This is a genomic window from Chryseobacterium indologenes (assembly GCF_002025665.1).
GTDB lineage: Bacteria > Bacteroidota > Bacteroidia > Flavobacteriales > Weeksellaceae > Chryseobacterium > Chryseobacterium metallicongregator.
Genome location: NZ_CP018786.1, coordinates 1,857,350 through 1,876,751 on the forward strand (window position 1 = coordinate 1,857,350; position 19,402 = coordinate 1,876,751).

The 19,402-nt window shown below is 35.6% G+C and carries 20 protein-coding genes and 1 pseudogene; 15 read left to right on the plus strand and 6 right to left on the minus strand.

Going from position 1 to position 19,402, the window contains the following annotated elements:
- The first annotated feature begins 189 nt into the window (after positions 1 to 189).
- The 3 genes from BUE84_RS08345 (at position 190) to BUE84_RS08355 (ending at position 4,867) form a co-directional block, all read left to right on the plus strand.
- Positions 190 to 2,340 (plus strand): TonB-dependent siderophore receptor, encoded by a 2,151-nt coding sequence (locus BUE84_RS08345; protein ID WP_079241232.1) that lies wholly within the window; start codon positions 190 to 192, stop codon positions 2,338 to 2,340.
- A gap of 216 nt (positions 2,341 to 2,556) precedes the next feature.
- The gene (locus tag BUE84_RS08350) at positions 2,557 to 3,831 is read left to right on the plus strand and encodes a PepSY-associated TM helix domain-containing protein (RefSeq protein ID WP_238594388.1); all 1,275 of its coding nucleotides are present in this window, start codon (positions 2,557 to 2,559) and stop codon (positions 3,829 to 3,831) included.
- Positions 3,815 to 4,867, plus strand: coding sequence for an alpha/beta hydrolase (locus tag BUE84_RS08355; RefSeq protein WP_079241234.1), 1,053 nt, complete (start codon positions 3,815 to 3,817; stop codon positions 4,865 to 4,867). Before BUE84_RS08350 ends, BUE84_RS08355 begins: the two co-directional genes overlap by 17 nt.
- Before the next feature lie 360 nt (positions 4,868 to 5,227).
- Here the strand turns inward: BUE84_RS08355 and BUE84_RS08360 are convergent, their stop codons facing one another.
- Positions 5,228 to 6,244 carry a hypothetical protein gene (locus BUE84_RS08360; protein ID WP_079241235.1) on the minus strand — a complete coding sequence of 339 codons (1,017 nt, stop codon included), beginning with the start codon at positions 6,242 to 6,244 and terminating at the stop codon, positions 5,228 to 5,230.
- Positions 6,245 to 6,274: 30 nt separating this feature from the next.
- On the minus strand, positions 6,275 to 7,129 hold the full coding sequence (locus BUE84_RS08365) for a hypothetical protein (RefSeq protein WP_079241236.1): 855 nt from the start codon (positions 7,127 to 7,129) through the stop codon (positions 6,275 to 6,277).
- 69 nt (positions 7,130 to 7,198) lie between these two features.
- On the opposite strand from BUE84_RS08365, the gene BUE84_RS08370 reads away from it, so the two are divergent.
- The 10 genes from BUE84_RS08370 to BUE84_RS08415 all read left to right on the plus strand — a co-directional run bounded on the left by BUE84_RS08370 (position 7,199) and on the right by BUE84_RS08415 (position 13,702).
- Positions 7,199 to 7,717 carry a Crp/Fnr family transcriptional regulator gene (locus tag BUE84_RS08370; protein ID WP_079241237.1) on the plus strand — a complete coding sequence of 173 codons (519 nt, stop codon included), beginning with the start codon at positions 7,199 to 7,201 and terminating at the stop codon, positions 7,715 to 7,717.
- Positions 7,718 to 7,770: 53 nt separating this feature from the next.
- Positions 7,771 to 8,316, plus strand: a complete 546-nt coding sequence (locus BUE84_RS08375; RefSeq protein ID WP_079241238.1) for a DinB family protein — start codon at positions 7,771 to 7,773, stop codon at positions 8,314 to 8,316.
- 39 nt (positions 8,317 to 8,355) lie between these two features.
- Complete coding sequence (locus BUE84_RS08380) at positions 8,356 to 8,868, plus strand: methylated-DNA--[protein]-cysteine S-methyltransferase (protein ID WP_079243891.1); 513 nt, start codon at positions 8,356 to 8,358, stop codon at positions 8,866 to 8,868.
- 96 nt (positions 8,869 to 8,964) lie between these two features.
- The gene (locus BUE84_RS08385) at positions 8,965 to 9,732 is read left to right on the plus strand and encodes an isocitrate lyase/phosphoenolpyruvate mutase family protein (protein WP_079241239.1); all 768 of its coding nucleotides are present in this window, start codon (positions 8,965 to 8,967) and stop codon (positions 9,730 to 9,732) included.
- Positions 9,729 to 10,775, plus strand: coding sequence for a bifunctional transcriptional activator/DNA repair enzyme AdaA (locus BUE84_RS25005; RefSeq protein WP_079241240.1), 1,047 nt, complete (start codon positions 9,729 to 9,731; stop codon positions 10,773 to 10,775). Before BUE84_RS08385 ends, BUE84_RS25005 begins: the two co-directional genes overlap by 4 nt.
- 61 nt (positions 10,776 to 10,836) lie before the next feature.
- On the plus strand, positions 10,837 to 11,442 hold the full coding sequence (locus BUE84_RS08395; protein WP_079241241.1) for a CDP-alcohol phosphatidyltransferase family protein: 606 nt from the start codon (positions 10,837 to 10,839) through the stop codon (positions 11,440 to 11,442).
- Between the two features lie 128 nt (positions 11,443 to 11,570).
- Positions 11,571 to 12,173: a DUF2911 domain-containing protein gene (locus BUE84_RS08400; RefSeq protein ID WP_079241242.1), complete on the plus strand. Its 603-nt coding sequence runs from the start codon at positions 11,571 to 11,573 to the stop codon at positions 12,171 to 12,173.
- 3 nt (positions 12,174 to 12,176) lie between these two features.
- Positions 12,177 to 12,704, plus strand: a complete 528-nt coding sequence (locus BUE84_RS08405; protein ID WP_079241243.1) for a GNAT family N-acetyltransferase — start codon at positions 12,177 to 12,179, stop codon at positions 12,702 to 12,704.
- Positions 12,701 to 13,072, plus strand: coding sequence for a cupin domain-containing protein (locus BUE84_RS08410; protein WP_079241244.1), 372 nt, complete (start codon positions 12,701 to 12,703; stop codon positions 13,070 to 13,072). Before BUE84_RS08405 ends, BUE84_RS08410 begins: the two co-directional genes overlap by 4 nt.
- 249 nt (positions 13,073 to 13,321) lie before the next feature.
- Positions 13,322 to 13,702: a PEGA domain-containing protein gene (locus BUE84_RS08415; protein WP_079241245.1), complete on the plus strand. Its 381-nt coding sequence runs from the start codon at positions 13,322 to 13,324 to the stop codon at positions 13,700 to 13,702.
- A 63-nt stretch (positions 13,703 to 13,765) separates the two neighbouring features.
- On the opposite strand, the gene BUE84_RS08420 is transcribed toward BUE84_RS08415, so the two are convergent.
- From BUE84_RS08420 to BUE84_RS08435, 4 genes and pseudogenes are all read right to left on the minus strand, one after another.
- Entirely contained in the window at positions 13,766 to 14,509 is a 744-nt protein-coding gene (locus BUE84_RS08420) for a dienelactone hydrolase family protein (protein WP_079241246.1), read from the minus strand.
- A gap of 641 nt (positions 14,510 to 15,150) precedes the next feature.
- Positions 15,151 to 15,402 (minus strand): annotated as a pseudogene (locus tag BUE84_RS24165) (thrombospondin type 3 repeat-containing protein); the annotation flags it as partial.
- A gap of 193 nt (positions 15,403 to 15,595) precedes the next feature.
- Complete coding sequence (locus tag BUE84_RS08430) at positions 15,596 to 16,216, minus strand: HAD family hydrolase (protein WP_079241248.1); 621 nt, start codon at positions 16,214 to 16,216, stop codon at positions 15,596 to 15,598.
- A gap of 30 nt (positions 16,217 to 16,246) precedes the next feature.
- On the minus strand, positions 16,247 to 16,678 hold the full coding sequence (locus BUE84_RS08435; RefSeq protein WP_079241249.1) for a type I restriction enzyme HsdR N-terminal domain-containing protein: 432 nt from the start codon (positions 16,676 to 16,678) through the stop codon (positions 16,247 to 16,249).
- A 7-nt stretch (positions 16,679 to 16,685) separates the two neighbouring features.
- Here BUE84_RS08435 and holA point away from each other — a divergent pair, with 7 nt between their 5' ends.
- Positions 16,686 to 17,723, plus strand: coding sequence for a DNA polymerase III subunit delta (gene holA, locus BUE84_RS08440; protein ID WP_079241250.1), 1,038 nt, complete (start codon positions 16,686 to 16,688; stop codon positions 17,721 to 17,723).
- A gap of 292 nt (positions 17,724 to 18,015) precedes the next feature.
- Positions 18,016 to 18,957 carry a thioredoxin-disulfide reductase gene (gene trxB / locus BUE84_RS08445; RefSeq protein ID WP_079241251.1) on the plus strand — a complete coding sequence of 314 codons (942 nt, stop codon included), beginning with the start codon at positions 18,016 to 18,018 and terminating at the stop codon, positions 18,955 to 18,957.
- The last annotated feature ends 445 nt before the right edge of the window (positions 18,958 to 19,402 follow it).

Sequence of the window (19,402 nt, forward strand, 5' to 3'; positions counted from 1 at the left end):
TTATAATCAATAATTGACTTTGTATAGAGTTATGAAGATATGAAAAATTTACATTCTAATTGTTGTTTATTTTCATAAAATCCTTTATTGATCGGTTATTTCATTAAGCAAGTTTTATGATTTGTATCATGTTTTTATTTAGAATTAATAAAAATAAGATAATTTTGCAAAACTAACTTAATTATAAACATGAAAAAAACTATTATTTCTGCAGCTCTATTAGCCGTAACAATGCTGAGTGCCCAGGAAACGGATACCATCAAAGTGGCTGAAATCCAGTCTGTATCCCTTCAGGGAACTCACAATTACAGAACAAAAAAATCTGAATCTATAGCAAGACTTCCTCTTGAAAATCTTGAAAATCCTACCGTTTACAACCTCGTTCCCAAAGAAATCATTAGTGAAATGGGAGCAATGGACTTCAATACAGCGATGGCTTCTGCCCCTGGAGTAGTGGTAAGCAACAGTGTAAACGACAGCGGAAATGATATTTTCATGAGAGGTTTCAGCTCAAATGCCAGTTTCAGAAACGGATTGGTTCAAAACCCAAGAGTTCAGTCCGAGATCGCTAATATCGAGAGGATAGAAGTAATAAAAGGGCCATCCGGAACTTTATTCGGAGGAACCTTAGCCAACTATGGCGGAGTGGTGAATATCGTTACTAAAAAACCGCAGGAAAACTTCGGGGGAATTATCAATTATACCACCGGAAGCTGGGGAATGAACAGAATCACAGCGGATGTAAACACCCCTTTGAATAAAGAGAAAACAGCATTAGCAAGATTCAATGTAGCAGCTTACTCCCAGGATTCTTTCCAGGATGCAGGCTACAACAAAGGATTGTTCTTCTCAGGAAGTGTTTTGTACAAAGTAAGTGACAAAACCACAGTAACGTTAGACACCGAGTTCCATGCTCCGGATAAAACATTGAATGCCTATGTAAGAAACTCAGAAAAACTGACTTTACATTCCATGAAAGACCTGGAAGTTGCCTATAAAAGAGCATTTACAAGTAATGATATCGGTTCCAAAAGAACCAATTTTGTAACGATGGCGGAGGTTACTCATAAATTCAACGATCAATGGACATCAAGAACCTCTTACCAAAGAGGAGAAGCCAATGAAAATGAATCAATCTTTTTAGTGCTTAGATATTTGAATAATAATCAGGTAGAAAGAATGATCCGTCCTTTCGACAGCTTTAAAGTAACCACAGACAATATTCAACAGAATTTTACAGGAGATTTTAAAATAGGCGGCTTAAGAAACCGACTGGTAGTGGGAATAGATTACTTCCAGCAAAGAACAAAATATCAGTTCCCTTATTATGAAGCCAATGGATACAGCAATGTTTTCATGCCTTATGACAAAGTAACCTTGGACAGCTCTTCAGCGTGGGATCCTATCTCAAGAAACAAATTCATGAACAAGGAGAGAAAATCTACAGAATCTGATATTACAACTTTCAGAACGATCAGTGGTTATATCTCCAATGTTTTAAATATCACAGATAACTTGCTGGTAATGGCCAGTTTAAGAGTAGACAGCTATAAAAATGATGATACAGTGGTAAACGGTGTGGAAATCTCTACAAAAAACGGATATCCTGAAAATAAAGTGACAGGGTACAGCCAGACTCAGTTTTCACCAAAGTTCGGATTGGTATATGAAATCGTAAAAGACCAGATTTCATTCTTTGCCAATTATGTGAACGGATTTAAAAACTATGCTCCATCATTAAATGAAGTTGGTGTTTTGACAAAATGGGATCCTGAGCAGGGAAATCAGGTTGAAACAGGGTTTAAAGTAGATCTTTTTCATAAAAAATTACTGACGACCGTGAGTTATTATAATATTAATGTTAAAAACAGACTGGTTGCAGATCCGGGTGGAATAGGAAGCATTCAGGATGGTAATATCAAAAGTCAGGGATTGGAAATTGGAATTATTGCCAACCCTTTCAAAGGATGGAATATCGTGGCCGGATATGGTTATAACGATAACAAATATGATGACCGAAGCAAAGATAGCGGAAAAAGAATCGCATGGACACCAAAACATGTAGCGAATCTATGGACGAGCTACAAAATTATGGATGGTGCTTATGAAGGACTTGGTTTCGGAGCTGGATTTAATTTTGTAGATCAAACTTATATCAATATTACCAATCATTTCCTTGCTCCGTCTTATACTACTGTAGGTGCTACCATTTTCTATGACAAGAAAAAATACAGAATCGGTCTGAAAATGAATAATGCGCTGAATGAAAACTATTGGAACTTCTACGGACAGCCACAGAAGCCAAGAGAAATCCTTGCCAATTTTGCATTCAAATTTTAATACCTGAAAACAAAAATAATTTCAACGAAAATATAAGGATGAAAACCGCAAAGGTGCAAAGCTTTGATTTATAATATATCTATTTCTGATGCCTTAAAATATGCTAAAGTAAACGGCAGCAGGAATAACTCTTTTCACTTTACAAACACGCCATTATAAATACAATTGCGCCTTTGCATTTTCTACACTTACATTTTTGAATGGATGAAAACAGATATGGAAAATAAAAAAACGAATCCTAAAAAAAAGCAAGGGAAATCCCTTACCAAAAGAATCACAGGCTGGCTGCATCTATGGCTCGGGCTGGTTTCCGGAATCATTGTGCTTACTGTTACTCTTTCGGGAACTGTATTTGTCTTTTGTGACGAAATCATTGATTGGTGTGGAGGAAGTGCCAAATATGTTCAGGCTCCGGCTCATGCTAAAAAAATGACGCCTGAAGCATTGCTGGCTCAGTTCCATCAGCAGGTTCCGGATCGAAAAGCATTCTATTTTGATACGTATAAAGAAGCAGACAGAAGTTTCAGGGTAGCATCGGCAACGAAACCACCTAAAGATAAAAGTGCGGACAAAGCAGAAAAGTCAAAGAAAAAGGGGCGCGGTCCAAGAGGTGTATTTGCCTACCATTATCTTAATCCTTACACCGGAAAAGTAATGGGTTTCACAAAAAGCTATGAGTTTTTCTATGTTGTAGCCCATATTCATGCACAGCTACTGGCGGGGAAATTCGGGAAAACAGTAGTCGGTGTTGCTTCCATCATATTTTTTGTTCAGCTTATCGGTGGACTGATTCTCTGGTGGCCAAAAAAATGGAACAAAACAACAAGAACAACAGCTTTTAAAATCAAATCCGGAACAAAATGGCGCAGGAAAAACTACGACTTTCATAATGTTTTTGGGTTTTATTCATTGCTGCCGGCAGTGTTTATTACCATTACAGGGTTGATTATGGCCTATGAGGTTTTAACAAATCTTACCCAGCAGGCTTTCGGAGGAACTGTAGATGCCCATAGTATTGCAGAAAAGTATGAACCTAAATTTGATCCTGAGAAAAAAGCATTATCATATACTGATTTTGTAGAGAAAAAATTTAAAGAGTTTCCTGAAGCAAAGCAATTCAGGATGAGTATTCCCAGAAATGATTCAGCAACAGTTTATCACGTGGGCATAGCTCAGTTTATTGGTTTAAAAAGCCTTGTCAATGGCAAAAGTATAGAAACGAATAAATATACCGGGAATGAGATAGATTATCCCAAAGAAGTTCAGATGCATGAAGTCATTGAGCATATGAATTTTGACCTGCATGTAGGCTATTGGGGCGGAATGTTCGGTAAAATATTCACATTCATTATCGGGATTATTTGTACCAGCCTCCCTATTACCGGATTTCTGATCTGGTGGGGAAGAAGGAATAAATCACCCAAAAAGAATAAAGAAATTAAAAATATTCATCAACACAGAAAAGATTCACACCATGAACAACTGGTTTAAAATTATATACCTTCCCTTATTTTTATTCTTCATAGCAGGAAAGGCTCAGGAAAAACTGACCATTGGAGAGAAGCAAAATGTATTTTCAAAAGTTCTAAATGAAAACAGAGAAATCTGGGTTCATCTGCCCAAAACTTATAACGACAATACCATCAATCCTGCAAAATATCCGGTCATCTATCTTTTAGACGGAGAAATCAATTTTGAATATTATACAGGATTAACGGATTTCATTGCCAGAACACCCTATGCCGATATTCCGGAATGTATTGTGGTAGGCATTAAAAATACAGAACGAACAAGGGACCTTACACCCACTAAAGCTCAGAAGAAAAGTCCTGTAAACCCCAACATTATTCTTTTTGCAGACAGTGGAGGAAGTGAAAAATTTGTAAAATTTATACAGGAAGAACTGAAACCATTCATTAGTAAAACCTACAGAACTCAGGATTATTCTGTGTTGGTAGGACACTCTTTCGGAGGATTATTTGCTATTAATACCTTCCTTTTGCATCCGGATTATTTTAATGCTTATGTTGCCAATGATCCTAGCCTATGGTGGGATAATAAAGTAATGATTGTAAAAACAAAAGAATATCTGGAAAAAAATAAGACATTTCCTGCGAAAAAATCTTTGTATGTTTCTCAGGCAGATAATGAAGAACAGCAGAAAAACTGGAATTCTGATATGACTCAGGCCATTGAAGAATTTAAAGGAATCATAGAAAAGAACGGATCTTTAAACTATAAACATTGTTTCTTCGAAGGTGAGACCCACGGAACCGTTTCCTATCCTGGAAATTATGCAGCTTTGAAATTTATATTTAAAGGTTTCAGAACCGATATAAAACAGTTGGCCAAAAATCCCAAAATGCTTGAAGAAGATTATAAAAAGTTTTCCGAAAAAATGGGAGCAGAATTTATCCCTTCAGAAACTTACCTGAATGTAGTCATCAAATTTATGAAAAGTAATGGTTTTAAAGACTCAGAAACTTATTTTATGAATGTGAAAGACAAATATTATTCTAAGAAATAAGACACTCAAAATAAAAAAGCAAATCCGTTGATGAACGATTTGCTTTTTTTATACATGGATAAGAATTCTTATAATAGTTTTTGGCTAAAGCCAATGGAATATTTCTAAAAAATAAAAACGGGCTAAAGCCCATTCCTCTTGAATCTTCTTTTGGTGATTGAAATGAATCCTAATTCCAAAAATCTATCCGCACAGTTTGTCATTCCGTAGGAATCTATACTCTTACCATCTAAATACAAGATCTAGATTCCTACGGAATGGACAAACTAAACGTTTTATTTATCCAAAGAATTTGACATTCGGTAGAAGTCTAAACCGATTCTTTTAGAAGCTTTTTTACCATTTAGCATGTTTATCCTATTAATGTCTGTTATCGCAATTAATCGGGAAATCCTTCTCCTTTTGATCTAAAAAACTAATGGAAGGACAGCCAAAAGACTGAGCCATAAACCCAAAAATAACAGGAGGTTTTCCTTTGAAAAGATGGCCTGTCCATTGGGAAACATTGGCTTCATCAGCATCTATTCCATAAAGAGGCATGAATTCTCCGCCATCACTTCCTGCTAGACTGAATGTCTTCTCCGCAATTTTTTCTTTGCGATCATTGATGACTGCAAGTTTACGCTCAACAATATTTCCTTCTTCAAGATAATCCTGCAGATAATAGGTCAGATTTTCATATTGTGACTGATAAGTTTTTCCCAGAGCCAGTTTTGAGTGAGAAAAATATTTTTTTGAAACATCAGCGCTGCCTTTTTGCCATTTCACCGCTTTCATTTTATTGTCTACGAAAGGGTTTTTATTTCCAAAATAAGCGACGGCATTATTATAACGGTCGTATTCTGTTGTTTTTTGATGAGTGGCTACCTGGAATCCCATCATATAAGAATCCGGATCTAAATCCTGATCATCAGAATAAGGACTTAAATAAGCCACAGCCTTTAGCTTGCTGACTGGCATTCTTTGAAGTTGGTTAGAGCCATACTCATAGATGTACAGGGAATCATTTTCAGTGAGCTGAATTCCGTTGAGCAATTTTTTTCTGCTGGGTGCATCCAGTTCAAAATGCTGGAGTTCTTCGAAAGACATCTGTTTATGATTTTTAACAATTTCGGCAGGTATCGGTTGCTCTCCTTTATAGATATCTGAAACAGAAATGAAAATATCCATATCAGAATCTTTTTCAGCTGATGAAATAACAGACAGGCTGAAAATATTAAAGTTGGTATAATCTATTTTCTCTTCAGTTTTTGCTGTTTTTATAGTATCATTCGTGATTTTTGTTTCTGTGGTAACTGTTTTCTTTTCATCTTTTTGACAGCTCACCATAACCAGTTGAAAACAGATAAGTGCTGCGACAGTTTTGATCTTCATCATCTTTCTTAATAGTAAAGAGTTATTAATATTTTAATTCATTTTGTAATAAGGTTCTGAAAAATATTTGCTGGGTTTGATGTAAGCTATTTTCCTTTCAGCATCAAAGATCCATATAAACCTGCGAAGCATGTCAGCCCCGAGATAACTTACATTTTGTGTTTTCAGTTCACCGGAGAAAAATCCTACGGAAACATCTTTAAAAACACTATTTCCCAACTTGAAATATGGTAGAACAGCTTGTTTGGTAGTTAAAGTTTTACCTTCAGAATTTTTTAATGTTTTTTCTCCCGTTACTTTAAGCTTTTTCTCCAGATTCTTTTCTTCTGCAAACTCATTGCTGTACAGAAGCGCTCCGGAAAATCCGGATTGTAAAACAAAATAGGCTTCCTGCTGCTGGTCACCATCAAGGATATTGTCTGCTGCCAGATAAAATCCATCATGATCCAGGATAATATTAATAGGCTGGTAACCTTTCAGATCCGGCATTTTGTCATAGATTACAAACTGGTTGTTGTCATAATCAATTTTAAATGCTTTCCCTTCAAAAATTCCGGTCCCGATTTTTCCGTCTGCTTCATGCCCTGTTAACTGATTGTCAAAAAAACGAACCTCTTTCTGGACAATTTCCCCGATTTGTACCGTATTGTGGTCGCTGAGTTCTTCTTTGTTGAAAATAATATGATTTGCTTTCTGTTTGCCATCAGGAGAAATTGAATAATCTTTCATCGCTATCTGAAACATCAGATCCAGCGAATCCTTTTGGTTGACAAGAGTTTTGACAATAATATTATTGTGTTTGGTGATCCGGAAAGAAATGGTCTGCTGTGCTTTCATACCGTAAAATCCAGCCGAAAGCAGTATGAAAAGTACTGTTTTTTTGAGCATTATAAGTGATTAGTGTTTTAAAACTTTAAAATTACCTATTATCTTTGGAAAAGCAAATAATAAAATGAAATGGTTGAAAAATTGCTTCAGAGTGGAATCCATTGGGAAAAGAAAGAATTCAGACGAAACGAATTCCTGAAGATTTCAGGCAGTGTAGACACCTATATTTATTTTATTGAAAACGGAAGCGTTCGGATCTTTATGATGGATGAACATGAAGAAAGAATTATTCGTTTTGGATATACCGGAAATATTATTGTAAGCCTGGATTCCTTTTTATCGGGAAAGCCTTCTGATCTTTATATTCAGGCAATTAAAAAAACAACGGTAGGAATGGCCTCGAAAAAGGATTTCTATACGTTTGTGCAATCGGATGAAGAACATATGAAATTCTGGATGAATGTTCTGGAAGATCTCGTATTGCAGCAGCTTGAAAGAGAAAAAGACTTGCTGATCAATGCTCCCGGTGAACGCTTTGAAAGAGTTTTAAAACGAAGTCCGAAACTGTTTCAGGAAGTTCCCAATAAATACATCGCCAATTATCTTAGAATGTCGCCGGAAACTTTGTCAAGACTTAAAAAATCTTGAGTTCAGTCAAGATTTAAGAACATTCAGATCAGCATATTTGCATAAAAAACGTAATGAAAATTTCAACCGCAGAATTACTGAACGAATTAAGAAATAGAACTGAAGAACATTTACAGTTTGCTGAAATGTTGTCTTTAAAGACGGAACATGATCTGAATTTCAGAACTTCAACAGAAAGCTGGAGTACATTGGAATGTCTGGAACATCTTATCCGCTATGGAGATTTTTATATTCCTGAAATTAGCCGTATTATTTCTTCTGCCAATAAGTCTCCACAATCTTATTTTAAACCCGGAATTCTTGGAAATTATTTTGCTAAAAGCATGCTTCCCAAACAGAATCTAAATACAATGAAAACACTTAAAGCAATGAATCCTATCCACAGCAATCTGGATAAAAGTGTAGTGGATACGTTCATTAACTATCAAGGAAAATTACTTGAGTTATTGGAAGAAGCACAATATATTGACTTAGAAAAGACAAAAACAAGTATAAGCATTTCAAAACTAATCAAACTAAAGCTTGGAGATACCTTTCGTTTTGTTATTTATCATAATGCGAGACATGTTGAACAGATAAAAAGAATTTTAACGAATTAAAAACAAATTATGATTTCCAAAAAGCTTAATTTTAAACTAATGGAAATTATACACCAAAAAAACATATCAACCCCATTGGGAGAAATGATTGCCTGTACCGTAGATCAGGGGATTTGTCTGCTGGAATTTACAGACCGGAAAAATATTGAAAAACAACTGAAGGCTTTATCAAAGGTTCTGAATGCAGAAATTGTAGAAAAAGAACATCCTCATTTTGTTCAGCTTGAAAAAGAACTGAAAGAATATTTTGGCGGACAAAGAAACCATTTTGAAGTTCCATTGTTTACTACCGGAACTGAGTTTCAGGAAAAAGTGTGGCAACTTCTCCGTGAAATTCCGATGGGAGAAATCAGAACTTATAAACAGCAGTCAGAAATATTAGGAAATCCCAAGGCGATACGTGCCGTAGGAACAGCCAACGGAATCAATAAAATTGCTATTTTAATTCCCTGCCATCGTGTGATTGGTTCAAACGGTGAGTTGGTTGGATATGCAGGTGGTATCTGGAGAAAACAAAAACTGCTTGAGCTTGAAAAGGCAATTCTATTTTAAAAACCGAAGTTCGGATTCAGAGAATTATAAAAAATAGGTGTTCATTTTTCGGTTGTAGAGCAGGCAGTAATCTTTCTACTTTTGAATAAAAAAAATATGATCAGTTTTAAACAGTTACATCATGATGAATATCCATTAATATTGGGTAATGTATGGAATGTAGAAAGCGCAAAGGCATACGAAAAGCAGGGGTGTAAAGCGTTAGCAACCTCAAGTTCGGCAGTCGCATTGAGTTTAGGATATGAAGATGGAGAACAGATGACCTTTGAAGAATATTTTTATATCATTAAGAGGATCAGAACCTCCGTTTCAATCCCTCTGTCGGTAGATCTGGAATCCGGATATGGTCTTGAAAATGATACGGTAGTTTCGAATATCATGAAACTTATAGAAATTGGAGTATCGGGAATTAATATTGAAGATACAAACGTTATTCACGGAATACGAAAACTGCTAAAAAGAGATGTCTTCTATGAAAGATTAAAAGATGTTTTTATCAAATTAGGAGAAAACAGAGGTAAAATATTTATCAATGTACGGACAGACCCTTTTTTACTGAATATTGAAAATGCATTGGAAGAAACTTTAGAGAGAATTAAACTGTTTGAAGAACTTGATGCTGATGGTGTTTTCGTTCCGGGGATGACAGCTGAAAATGACATCAGAACGATTACAGAAGCAACCTTTCTTCCTGTGAATGTTATGGCGCTGCCTGATTTACCGGATTTTGATATGCTTAAAACATTAGGTGTAAAAAGAGTTACTTCAGGTGCTTTTATGTACAGACACATCTACAGTGAGCTTGAAAAAGCAAGTCAGAAAATTACAAATACAAGAAGTTTTTCACCTCTTTTTATTGAATGATGGAACTTACAGAAAAAATCATGTATGAGGCATCTTATACCAAAGATGTTTCATTTGAAGGGATATTCTGGATGGGCGTAAAAACCACAGGAATATTCTGCAGACCGACCTGTACCGCAAGGAAACCGAAATTTGAAAATGTAGAATTTTTTTCCAATACCAAAGATGCGATGCTCAAAGGGTATCGTCCTTGTAAAGTGTGCCGGCCTTTGGAAAATCTTAATGCTACACCTTCATATATCAAAAAGTTACTGAAAGAAATTGCCGATGATCCTATATTAAAGCTTAAAGATTACGATCTTGTAAAAAGAGGATTGGAACCCGCAACAGTACGCAGATGGTTTCTGAAACACCATGGAATTACGTTTCATGCTTTCCAGAGAATGTCAAAACTCAATACTGCCTTTAAAAAGCTTCAAAATGGAGAATCAGTTACAGAAGTAGCATTTGACACAGGATATGAAAGTCTGAGCGGTTTTAATGAGAGTTTTAAAAATATTTTTGGCGTATCACCTAAGAATAATACCATGGAAAAAATCATTGATCTGAAGAGAATAGAAACGATGCTGGGAACCATGATAGCCTGTGCCGATGAACATGGAATCTGCCTTCTTGAATTTTCCGACAGAAAAGCGCTTCCCACAGAATTGAAGAGTATTGCGAACTATTTTAAAGCAAATATTATTCAGGGAGATAATCCTCATTTTGTTACTCTGGAAGAAGAATTGAAAGAGTATTTCGAAGGAAAAAGAGCCATATTTACAGTTCCTCTTTCCCCTGTAGGAACAGCTTTCCAGAAAGAAGTCTGGAATATTCTTCAGGAAATTCCTTACGGTGCAACAAGAAGTTATCAGGAACAGGCAGATATTCTGGGAAACCCTAAATCCGTAAGAGCTGTAGCCAATGCTAATGGTCTGAATAAGATATCCATTATAATTCCTTGTCATCGTGTAATTGGCAGCAACGGACAATTAACAGGCTATGGAGGAGGAATCTGGAGAAAGCAAAAATTACTGGAACTGGAAAAGGCTATTTTGTTTTAGAAATATAAAAAGAATTTTATCCTTATCTTTCGCTATTTACAATAAGTTTTTCCCTCTTTTTATGAAATCGAAAATTCCGGATATTTTAATTTTTTCCAGACTGATTATTGGGTTTATCATCATTTTTTTAAGTGTAATTAAAATCGAAAACTATCAGATTATTATTGTTATTCTGTTATCAATCGGGTTATTAACTGATATTTTTGATGGAATTATAGCAAGGCATCTTCAGATTTCAACTCAGAAACTCAGACGTCTGGATTCTACTGTTGATCAGATTTTCTTTATCTCGGTAGGAGTTGCAGCGTATATACAATGTCCTGAGTTTTTCAAAACAAACGCTTCCAAAATAATCATTCTTGCAGGATCTGAAGCCCTTATTTATCTGGTAAGCTTTTTAAAATTCCGAAAGGAGGTTGCGACACACTCTATTGGTGCCAAGATCTGGACTTTATTACTTTTTGGAACACTGATTCAGGTTATTTTACAATGCCAATCCATTGTTTTATTTAACCTTTGTTTTTGGGTTGGTTTACTTACCAGAGCAGAGATTATAGCTATTCTTCTTATACTGAAAACCTGGACCAATGATGTTCCTTCCATTTTTCATTCCATACAACTGAGAAAAGGGAAAACGATTAGGAAAAGTAAATTATTCAATAGTTAATCATTTATTTTTTATAAGGATTTGATTAAAAAATACCTTCATAGAAAAATATCGGTAAAACAAAATTTAACGAAGTTTGGGAAAGCTATTTCGTTTTGATTTTTGTAATTTTAAGCAAAAATTTACACGTGAAAAAGTTAATAATAGCAGTTTGCATTTCAGTTTCAGCATTCAGTTTTGCTCAGGATTATTCTGTACCGGCAGCAAGTCCGCGTCAGAAGGTTGAGCAGCAGTTTTCTATGTCCAAAATCTCTATCGATTATGGAAGACCAGGAGTGAAAGGACGTAAGATTTTTGGAGAATTGGTTCCTTATGGCCAGGTTTGGAGAGCGGGAGCGAACTCTTCTACGAAAATTACTTTCGGACAGGCCGTTAACTTCGGCGGGAAAACAGTACCTGCAGGAACATACGGATTATTCATCGTTCCTACAGAAAAAGAATGGAAAGTTATCCTTAATAAAGATTTCCAGCAATGGGGAGCTTATACTTACGATCCTAAACAGGATGTAGTAGACGTTACGGTACCTGTTAACAAGTTGACCGACAAACAGGAGTGGTTTGAAATCACTTTAAATCCTACTGATGAAAATACAGGAAACCTTGTCATCAAATGGGATATGGCACAGGCAGAAGTTCCATTGAAGCCATCAAAACTAGACACTGTCATCAAGATTTCTGACAAACTGAAAGAAATCAAGAAAATAGAATCAGATTCTACTAAAAAGAGCTAAATAATGAATTTTTCTGTTCAGCCTGTTTTAGAGAATGAAGAATTTCAATTAATCCCCTTACAGAAAGGGGATTTTGAATCTTTATATGACGTAGCTTCTGATCCGAAAGTCTGGGAACAACATCCCAACAAAGATCGTTACAAGAGAGAAGTTTTTGAAAACTTTTTCACAGGAGCTATGGAGAGTAAAGGAGCTTTCAAAATTATGGAGAAAGCCACCGGAGATGTATTAGGAAGCAGCCGTTATTATAATTTTGATGAAGAAGACAATCATATTTTCATCGGATATACTTTCTACGGTACAAAATCATGGGGGAAAGGCATCAATCCGCAGGTTAAAAAGCTGATGTTGGATTATATTTTCCAGTTTGTAGACAAAGTTCATTTCCACATTGGAAAAGAGAATTTCCGTTCGCAGACAGCTTTGGAAAGACTTGGGGGACAAAAAATTGCTGAAGAAGAAGTAGCTTATTTTGCAGAGCCTACAAGAACCAATTTTGTGTATGAAATTAAAAAAGAAGATTGGGCATGAAAAAATATAAAATCCAGCAGTCTCCATTTGTAGTTCCCACAACAGATGGGAAACTGATCGAAGAACACTGGGGAAACTCTACGGGAAATTCTACTGTTTCTATTGCTCACATGGTGGCTCCTCCGGATTGGAGCGAACCTCACCAGACTCCTGAATTTGATGAGTTTACCTACATTATTTCAGGGAAAAAACAATTTGAAATAGACGGAGAAATTGTTGTTCTTGAAAAAGGACAGAGTATTCTTATTGAAAAAGGAGCAAGAATCCGTTACAGCAATCCGTTTTCAGAACCTTGCGAATATCTTGCAATCTGTCTTCCTGCATTTTCTATGGAATTGGTACATAGGGAAGAGGAAGGTGTAGACTAATAAATAATTAAAAAAATATACAAAAAAAGCAAATCTGCGGAAAGGTGGGTTTGCTTTTTTTTGTGTAATTACTCCATCATGAAAAAATAATCATGGATTGCTGATTTCTTTGATGTTAATTTTCAATATATTTTTATTAAGAATGCCTGTCAATACTAGGTTTCGCCATAGTTTTTTCTTTTTCATGCTTGATAATTTTAATTTATTTTGTAAGTTCGCGGACTTAAAAAAATGAACTAATTAAAATCTATGAAAAACAAATTATCAATTGTATTCATGCTGGGGATTGCACTTTCTACTACTTCATGTGCAACCATTTTTACAGGAACTCAGGATTCAATCGCTTTTTCTTCAAGCCCTGAAGGAGCAAAAGTATTTCACAAAGGAATAGAAAAGTGTACAACACCTTGTACCACAAAAATCCCAAGAGCTTTAGGGAAGCAGATGGTCACATTTGAAAAAGAAGGATTTGAGAAGCAAGAAATAAAGTTGACAAAAACTTTTAATGCCGTGACTTTACTAAATATTATTCTGGGAGGAGCAATAGGAGTAGGAATTGATGCTGCAACAGGTTCTCTTACCAAGTATTCTCCAAAAAAATATGATGTTGAGCTTCAGGCTAAACCGTAATTAAGCTAACAATATAAAAGTAAAAAGGCAAATTCATCAGTACATGAATTTGCCTTTTTATATTTATTTTAAAATTTCTTTAAGGAAGAGCAGCGTATGATTCCATGCTCTTTTGGCCATTGTTGCATTGTAATCCGGTGATTTCGGATCTGTGAATGTATGCTTAGAATGAGCATATGTGATGATCTGCCAGTCGGCATTTCCTTCATTCATTTCTTTGATGAGGTTATTATAATCCTCAGGAGTTACACTTTTATCATCAGCCGGATTTTCAACCAGGATTTTAGCCGTCAAAGTCTCATTTTTTCTGCTCTGATCTCTGCCCAGACTTCCGTGGATGGAAACCACACCTGCAACAGGAAGATGTCCTCTTGCGGATTCCAAAGCTCCTGTACCTCCGAAACAGTACCCGATAACTGCTACTTTATCAGAAATAGCTCCGTTTTTCTTCAGTTGTTCCAAAGCCAGTGAAATTCTTTTCTGGTATTCCTGATAATTTTGTTTGTAATATCCGGAAGTTTTAGCAGCAGATTCATTGTCAGTCGGAATTTTTCCTTCACCGTAGATATCAGCAATAAAAGCAATATAGCCTTGCTTTTCTAGTTCAAGAGCGGCTGTTTTAGCTTCTTCATCAATCCCTTTCCAGGCTGGGAGAATAAGAACTCCCGGAAGTTTCTTTCCTGTATTGGAGGTAATTAAGCCATTCAGTTTCTGTGCGCCGTCCTGATAGGAAACCGTTTTAAGTTTCTGACTGAAAAGGGTTCCTGAAGCCATAATCATTGTGGTTAATAAGATGGAACGTATCATATTATTTTATTTTGTAATTTTTTGAAATCCTCAACTAAATTAATGAAAATAACTTATTGCGGAGTATTGTTTCTCTGAAGTTCCCACTTCTTATTTTTATATTCATATATTACACTGTTTTGATTATAGCTTGCTTTAATTTTATAAGGAGTAATAAAATCTAATAAGATGTTAATTGGGAATTCGGTGGTGCTTGCCTGTTTGCCTTTTATTTTTATTTTGTAGGATTCCGGATCATAGTATTTTATAAGATAATCGAAATTTTTATTACCGATTATTTTGCGATATGCATTAATACTTTCAGGGATGATAGATGTTGACAAATAGATATCCATACCATATTTTGTACGGGCATATTCAAGGACGTTTTTATTCCAAAATCTGATGATCAGAAAATTATATCCGGGAGAAATACCCTCATCAGGCGTATCAATATCAATGTAAGACTTTTTGTCTATGTATTGAATATGGAAAAAAGCTTTTCGGCCAGCAAGATCTTTTTTAGATATTGTTTGTACAAGATCATCTAAAACTCTCTTGTTGATCATGTTGTAAATACCTTCAATATTTTTAACATTCATCTTGATCTTCTCCATTCGGATATTGACATCATCGTTCCCAAAAGAACAAACTATTACATGACATCCATTAGCATGAGCCGGCCCCGGAACTGTAGGACATGCATCATCTTTATCCAAAATACCATCACCATCTGTATCCTCCCATGGGCAACCGTTGTTTTCTATAGGGCCTTCAACGGTAGGGCAGTTATCATCCTTATCTATTATGCCATCCTTATCAGTATCCTGCCATGGACAACCGTTATTTTCTATTGGGCCTGCTTCTATAGGGCATTTATCAAGATACAATGGAATATTGTCTTTATCTTCGTCAGAAAAGCAATGTTTTTTATTGAATTCTTTACGGCATTTTCTTAATGTTTCTTTGTTTTCAATACTTTGTGCGTGAGAGTAAATTCCCACGAAGATCAACAGCAATAAAATCTTTCTCATAGTTATAAAAAAATCCTCACCTAAATTAGTTAAATACAATTTAATAGTGAGGACGGTAAATATTATAAAATTTTTATTGATCTGAACTGAAAATGCCCAGCTTGATTAATTCCTGCTCCAGATTGGTGTCAGATGTAACCTGAACAGTAATGAATCCCAGTGACTGTGCCATTTCAATATTCTTTGTATTATCATCAATGAAAACTGATTCCTCAGCCTTGATATTGTATCTGTTTAACAGAACATGCCATATTTTAGGATCAGGTTTGATTAGTTTTTCTGTTCCGGAAACCACAATTTTTCCGTCGAAGATCTGGAAGAAATCATAATTTTCCAATGCGTAAGGAAAGGTTTCTTCAGACCAGTTGGTAAGCCCGAACAGTTGATAATCCGTGTTTTTCAGTTTTCTCAGTACTTCTACATTTTGTGGAATATCGCTTTTCAGCATTACCGTCCAGTTGTCATAGAAAGCGCGGATTTCTTTTTCCCATTCCGGGAATTTTTTCACCTGGATTTCTGTTCCTTCGGCAAGACTTCTTCCTCGGTCCTGTTCAATATTCCATTCATCATGGGTAATATTTTCAAGAAAATATTCCATTTTTTCGTTATCATTAAAATAATCTTTAAAATAATATCTCGGATTCCAGTCCATGAGTACGCCTCCGAAATCGAATATGATGTTTTTTATTTTCATAATTAATATGGTTGTGAATTGTTGTTATTTTTATTCAGGTCTGTAAAACTGATACTGTCCGTCTTCATAATAAGCATTGATATGCTGAAGTCCGTTAGTCAGAATAATTTCTCTGGCTCCGATAATAGAATTGTATCTGGCAGTCTGCTCAAATGTTTTTTCTGTTAGTTTGATCTGCGGAGCTTTACATTCAATCAGAATTACGGGTTCTGTTTTTTCAGTAACCAGAAGGTCAATTCTTTTGGTAAGGCCATTCAGAATAATCTTTTTTTCGGTAATCAGAGCAGATGTAGAGTAAGATTTTACAGTAAGATAATAATGTATCCAGTGTTGTCTGACCCATTCCTCAGGAGTGAGCAGAAGATAAGTTTTGCGAACCAAATCATAAATAAAAAACTTATCTTTGTCTTTCTTGAATTTAAAATCAAAAGTTTCCTGAAAATTCAGTTTTGGAAGTTCCATTAATAAGATGAAAGAATTAGATTTAATCCTCAAAAATATTAAAAATAAAGAAGTTTTACCTATTTATTTTTTCCATGGAGAAGAAGCTTACTTCATTGATGTTGCTGTAAAAGCCCTTGAACATAACTTTTTGGAAGAAGATGAAAAAGCCTTCAACCAAACGGTTACTTACGGAAAAGATACTTCTTATCAGGAAGTTCTTTCCCTGGCAAGACAGTTTCCGATGATGGGAGATAAGCAGGTGATTATTGTGAAAGAAGCTCAGGATTTACGATTCAATGAAGAGGAAAACAGAATTCTGGAATCTTATGTAGACAACCCTGTTCCTTCTACAGTGTTGGTCTTTGCTCATAAACACAAGAAACTGGACAGCAGAAAAAAAGCAGCCAAAGCATTAGATAAAGCCAAAGTGCTTTTCCTGAGTGAATCTGTAAAGGAAAATAATCTTCCCAAATGGATCTCAGATGAATGTATAAAGCTTTCTATCAAAACGGCTCCCAATATTTCTCATCTTCTGGCAGAATACTTAGGGAACGACCTTTCAAGAATTGCTAATGAACTGAACAAGTTAAAGATCATTCTTAAAGAAGGAGAGATTCTTGATGGATCGATAGTTGAAAACCATATCGGAATCAGTAAAGAATATAATATTTTTGAGCTTCAGAAGGCTTTGGGAACTAAAAATGCCAATACAGCTTTTAAAATTGCACATTTTATGGGTAAAAATCCGAAGAATAATCCTTTTGTCATGATGTTGGCAAGCCTTTACAATTATTTTTCAAATGTGATTATTTATCAGACAATGGCCGGGCAGTCGCCACAGACTATTGCTTCACAGATGGGAGTAAATCCTTATTTTATCAAAGACTATGCAGAAAGTGCAAGACTTTATCCTTTGAAACATGCCACAAGAGTCATTTCTATTTTACGTGAATTCGATATGAAAGGTAAAGGACTTGGAGCGGTAAATATGGGGGAAGCAGAGTTGATCAGAGAACTGGTGTACAAGATTATCAATGTAGATAAGATTAAGATGAAAGTGTGAGGCGAATTGTGAGATACGTGTTCCGAGATAATGAGATACGTGATTCGAAGTTTGAGATAGGAGGGTAAAAAGAAAAAAGTTTTAAATTTTCTTACCAACCTAAACCCTGTAACACCATAACTCGCATCCCGAATCCCGGAACTCGAACTGCAAAACCCACCCAGAACAATTGCCATCGAAATTCAACATATCAGATATTGACAAGTATCATTAAAATAACTTTAAAAAGAAATTAAAAATTCCGAAATTAGCGGTCTTAATTCAAATTAAATCTTTTCGAACAAAGTAAATTATGGAGCAAAACATTTTAGATTGTGTGATCGTTGGATCTGGGCCTTCTGGCTTCACCGCTGCTATCTACGCAGCAAGAGCAGACTTAAAACCTGAATTATACACAGGGTTAGAGCCGGGCGGACAATTAACAACCACTACAGAAGTTGACAACTTCCCAGGGTATCCAGCCGGGATTACAGGTCCTGAAATGATGATGGATCTGCAAAAACAGGCAGAAAGATTTGATACCAAAGTTCATTACGAAATGATCACTAAAGCTGAATTCTCCAAGGAAGTAGGCGGTGTTCACAAATTATATGCGGGAAACAAAGAGATTCTTGCCAAAACAGTAATCATCTCTACAGGAGCTACAGCAAAATATTTAGGTCTTGAAGATGAGAAAAAATATGCAGGTGGTGGAGTTTCTGCTTGTGCTACGTGTGACGGTTTCTTCTACAGAGGAAAAGACGTTGTAGTAGTAGGAGCGGGAGATACAGCTGCTGAAGAAGCTACTTACCTTGCAAAACTTTGTAAAAAAGTAACGCTGTTGGTGAGAAAAGATGTATTCAGAGCTTCAAAAGCAATGGTTCACAGAGTGGAAAGTACTCCGAATATCGAAGTGAAATTTCATCATGAGCTAATCGGGATTGAAGGAGAAAACAGTTTAGTAGAAAGAGCAGTGATTATCAATAACCAGACTCAGGAGAAATCTACAGTGGATGTTGAAGGGATCTTTATTGCGATTGGTCACAAACCGAATACAGATATCTTCGTAGGTCAGGTAGATCTTGATGAAAACGGATATATCGTGACTGAAAAAGGTTCTACAAGAACGAATCTTCCAGGGGTATTTGCTGCCGGAGACGTTCAGGATCATATCTACAGACAGGCTATTACAGCTGCAGGAAGCGGATGTATGGCTGCTATGGATGCAGAAAAATATTTAGCTGAATTACACTAATCGTATTCAATATATACAATACAAAGCGTGCCTTATGGGTGCGCTTTTTTGTTTTTCAAATGCATCTTTAATTTGTTGGATAATCGCAAAGACACAAAGATTTTTCTACTTTATGTAAATTTTTTAAGGCGCAAGAAAATCGAAGGTTTTCAGCAAAGAGTATACGTTATCAATTTTATCGGAGATAAAATCTTCGCCTTATAACAGTCTTTTTTAATACTACTTGTGTCTTTACGTATAGTTTTAAGACGCAATAAACTCGAAGATTTTCAGCAGAGAGTATACGTTATCAATTTTATCGGAGATAAAATCTTTGCGCCTTATAACAGCCTTTTTTAAGATTACTTGCGCCTTTGCGTTTTTCAAAAAAAATATTTCTTCGTATCAAATATTCAATGAAAAATTAATGAAATGGGTAATCAAAACATTAATATATTTGTGAAAC

Excerpts from the sequence above, each read along its gene's own strand:
- BUE84_RS08345 (WP_079241232.1), top strand. The coding sequence starts at position 190 with ATGAAAAAAACTATTATTTCTGCAGCTCTATTAGCCGTAACAATGCTG.
- BUE84_RS08350 (WP_238594388.1), top strand. The coding sequence starts at position 2,557 with ATGGAAAATAAAAAAACGAATCCTAAAAAAAAGCAAGGGAAATCCCTT.
- BUE84_RS08355 (WP_079241234.1), top strand. The coding sequence starts at position 3,815 with ATGAACAACTGGTTTAAAATTATATACCTTCCCTTATTTTTATTCTTC.
- BUE84_RS08360 (WP_079241235.1), bottom strand. The coding sequence starts at position 6,244 with ATGATGAAGATCAAAACTGTCGCAGCACTTATCTGTTTTCAACTGGTT.
- BUE84_RS08365 (WP_079241236.1), bottom strand. The coding sequence starts at position 7,129 with ATGCTCAAAAAAACAGTACTTTTCATACTGCTTTCGGCTGGATTTTAC.
- BUE84_RS08370 (WP_079241237.1), top strand. The coding sequence starts at position 7,199 with ATGGTTGAAAAATTGCTTCAGAGTGGAATCCATTGGGAAAAGAAAGAA.
- BUE84_RS08375 (WP_079241238.1), top strand. The coding sequence starts at position 7,771 with ATGAAAATTTCAACCGCAGAATTACTGAACGAATTAAGAAATAGAACT.
- BUE84_RS08380 (WP_079243891.1), top strand. The coding sequence starts at position 8,356 with ATGGAAATTATACACCAAAAAAACATATCAACCCCATTGGGAGAAATG.
- BUE84_RS08385 (WP_079241239.1), top strand. The coding sequence starts at position 8,965 with ATGATCAGTTTTAAACAGTTACATCATGATGAATATCCATTAATATTG.
- BUE84_RS25005 (WP_079241240.1), top strand. The coding sequence starts at position 9,729 with ATGATGGAACTTACAGAAAAAATCATGTATGAGGCATCTTATACCAAA.
- BUE84_RS08395 (WP_079241241.1), top strand. The coding sequence starts at position 10,837 with ATGAAATCGAAAATTCCGGATATTTTAATTTTTTCCAGACTGATTATT.
- BUE84_RS08405 (WP_079241243.1), top strand. The coding sequence starts at position 12,177 with ATGAATTTTTCTGTTCAGCCTGTTTTAGAGAATGAAGAATTTCAATTA.
- BUE84_RS08410 (WP_079241244.1), top strand. The coding sequence starts at position 12,701 with ATGAAAAAATATAAAATCCAGCAGTCTCCATTTGTAGTTCCCACAACA.
- BUE84_RS08415 (WP_079241245.1), top strand. The coding sequence starts at position 13,322 with ATGAAAAACAAATTATCAATTGTATTCATGCTGGGGATTGCACTTTCT.
- BUE84_RS08420 (WP_079241246.1), bottom strand. The coding sequence starts at position 14,509 with ATGATACGTTCCATCTTATTAACCACAATGATTATGGCTTCAGGAACC.
- BUE84_RS08430 (WP_079241248.1), bottom strand. The coding sequence starts at position 16,216 with ATGAAAATAAAAAACATCATATTCGATTTCGGAGGCGTACTCATGGAC.
- BUE84_RS08435 (WP_079241249.1), bottom strand. The coding sequence starts at position 16,678 with ATGGAACTTCCAAAACTGAATTTTCAGGAAACTTTTGATTTTAAATTC.
- holA (WP_079241250.1), top strand. The coding sequence starts at position 16,686 with ATGAAAGAATTAGATTTAATCCTCAAAAATATTAAAAATAAAGAAGTT.
- trxB (WP_079241251.1), top strand. The coding sequence starts at position 18,016 with ATGGAGCAAAACATTTTAGATTGTGTGATCGTTGGATCTGGGCCTTCT.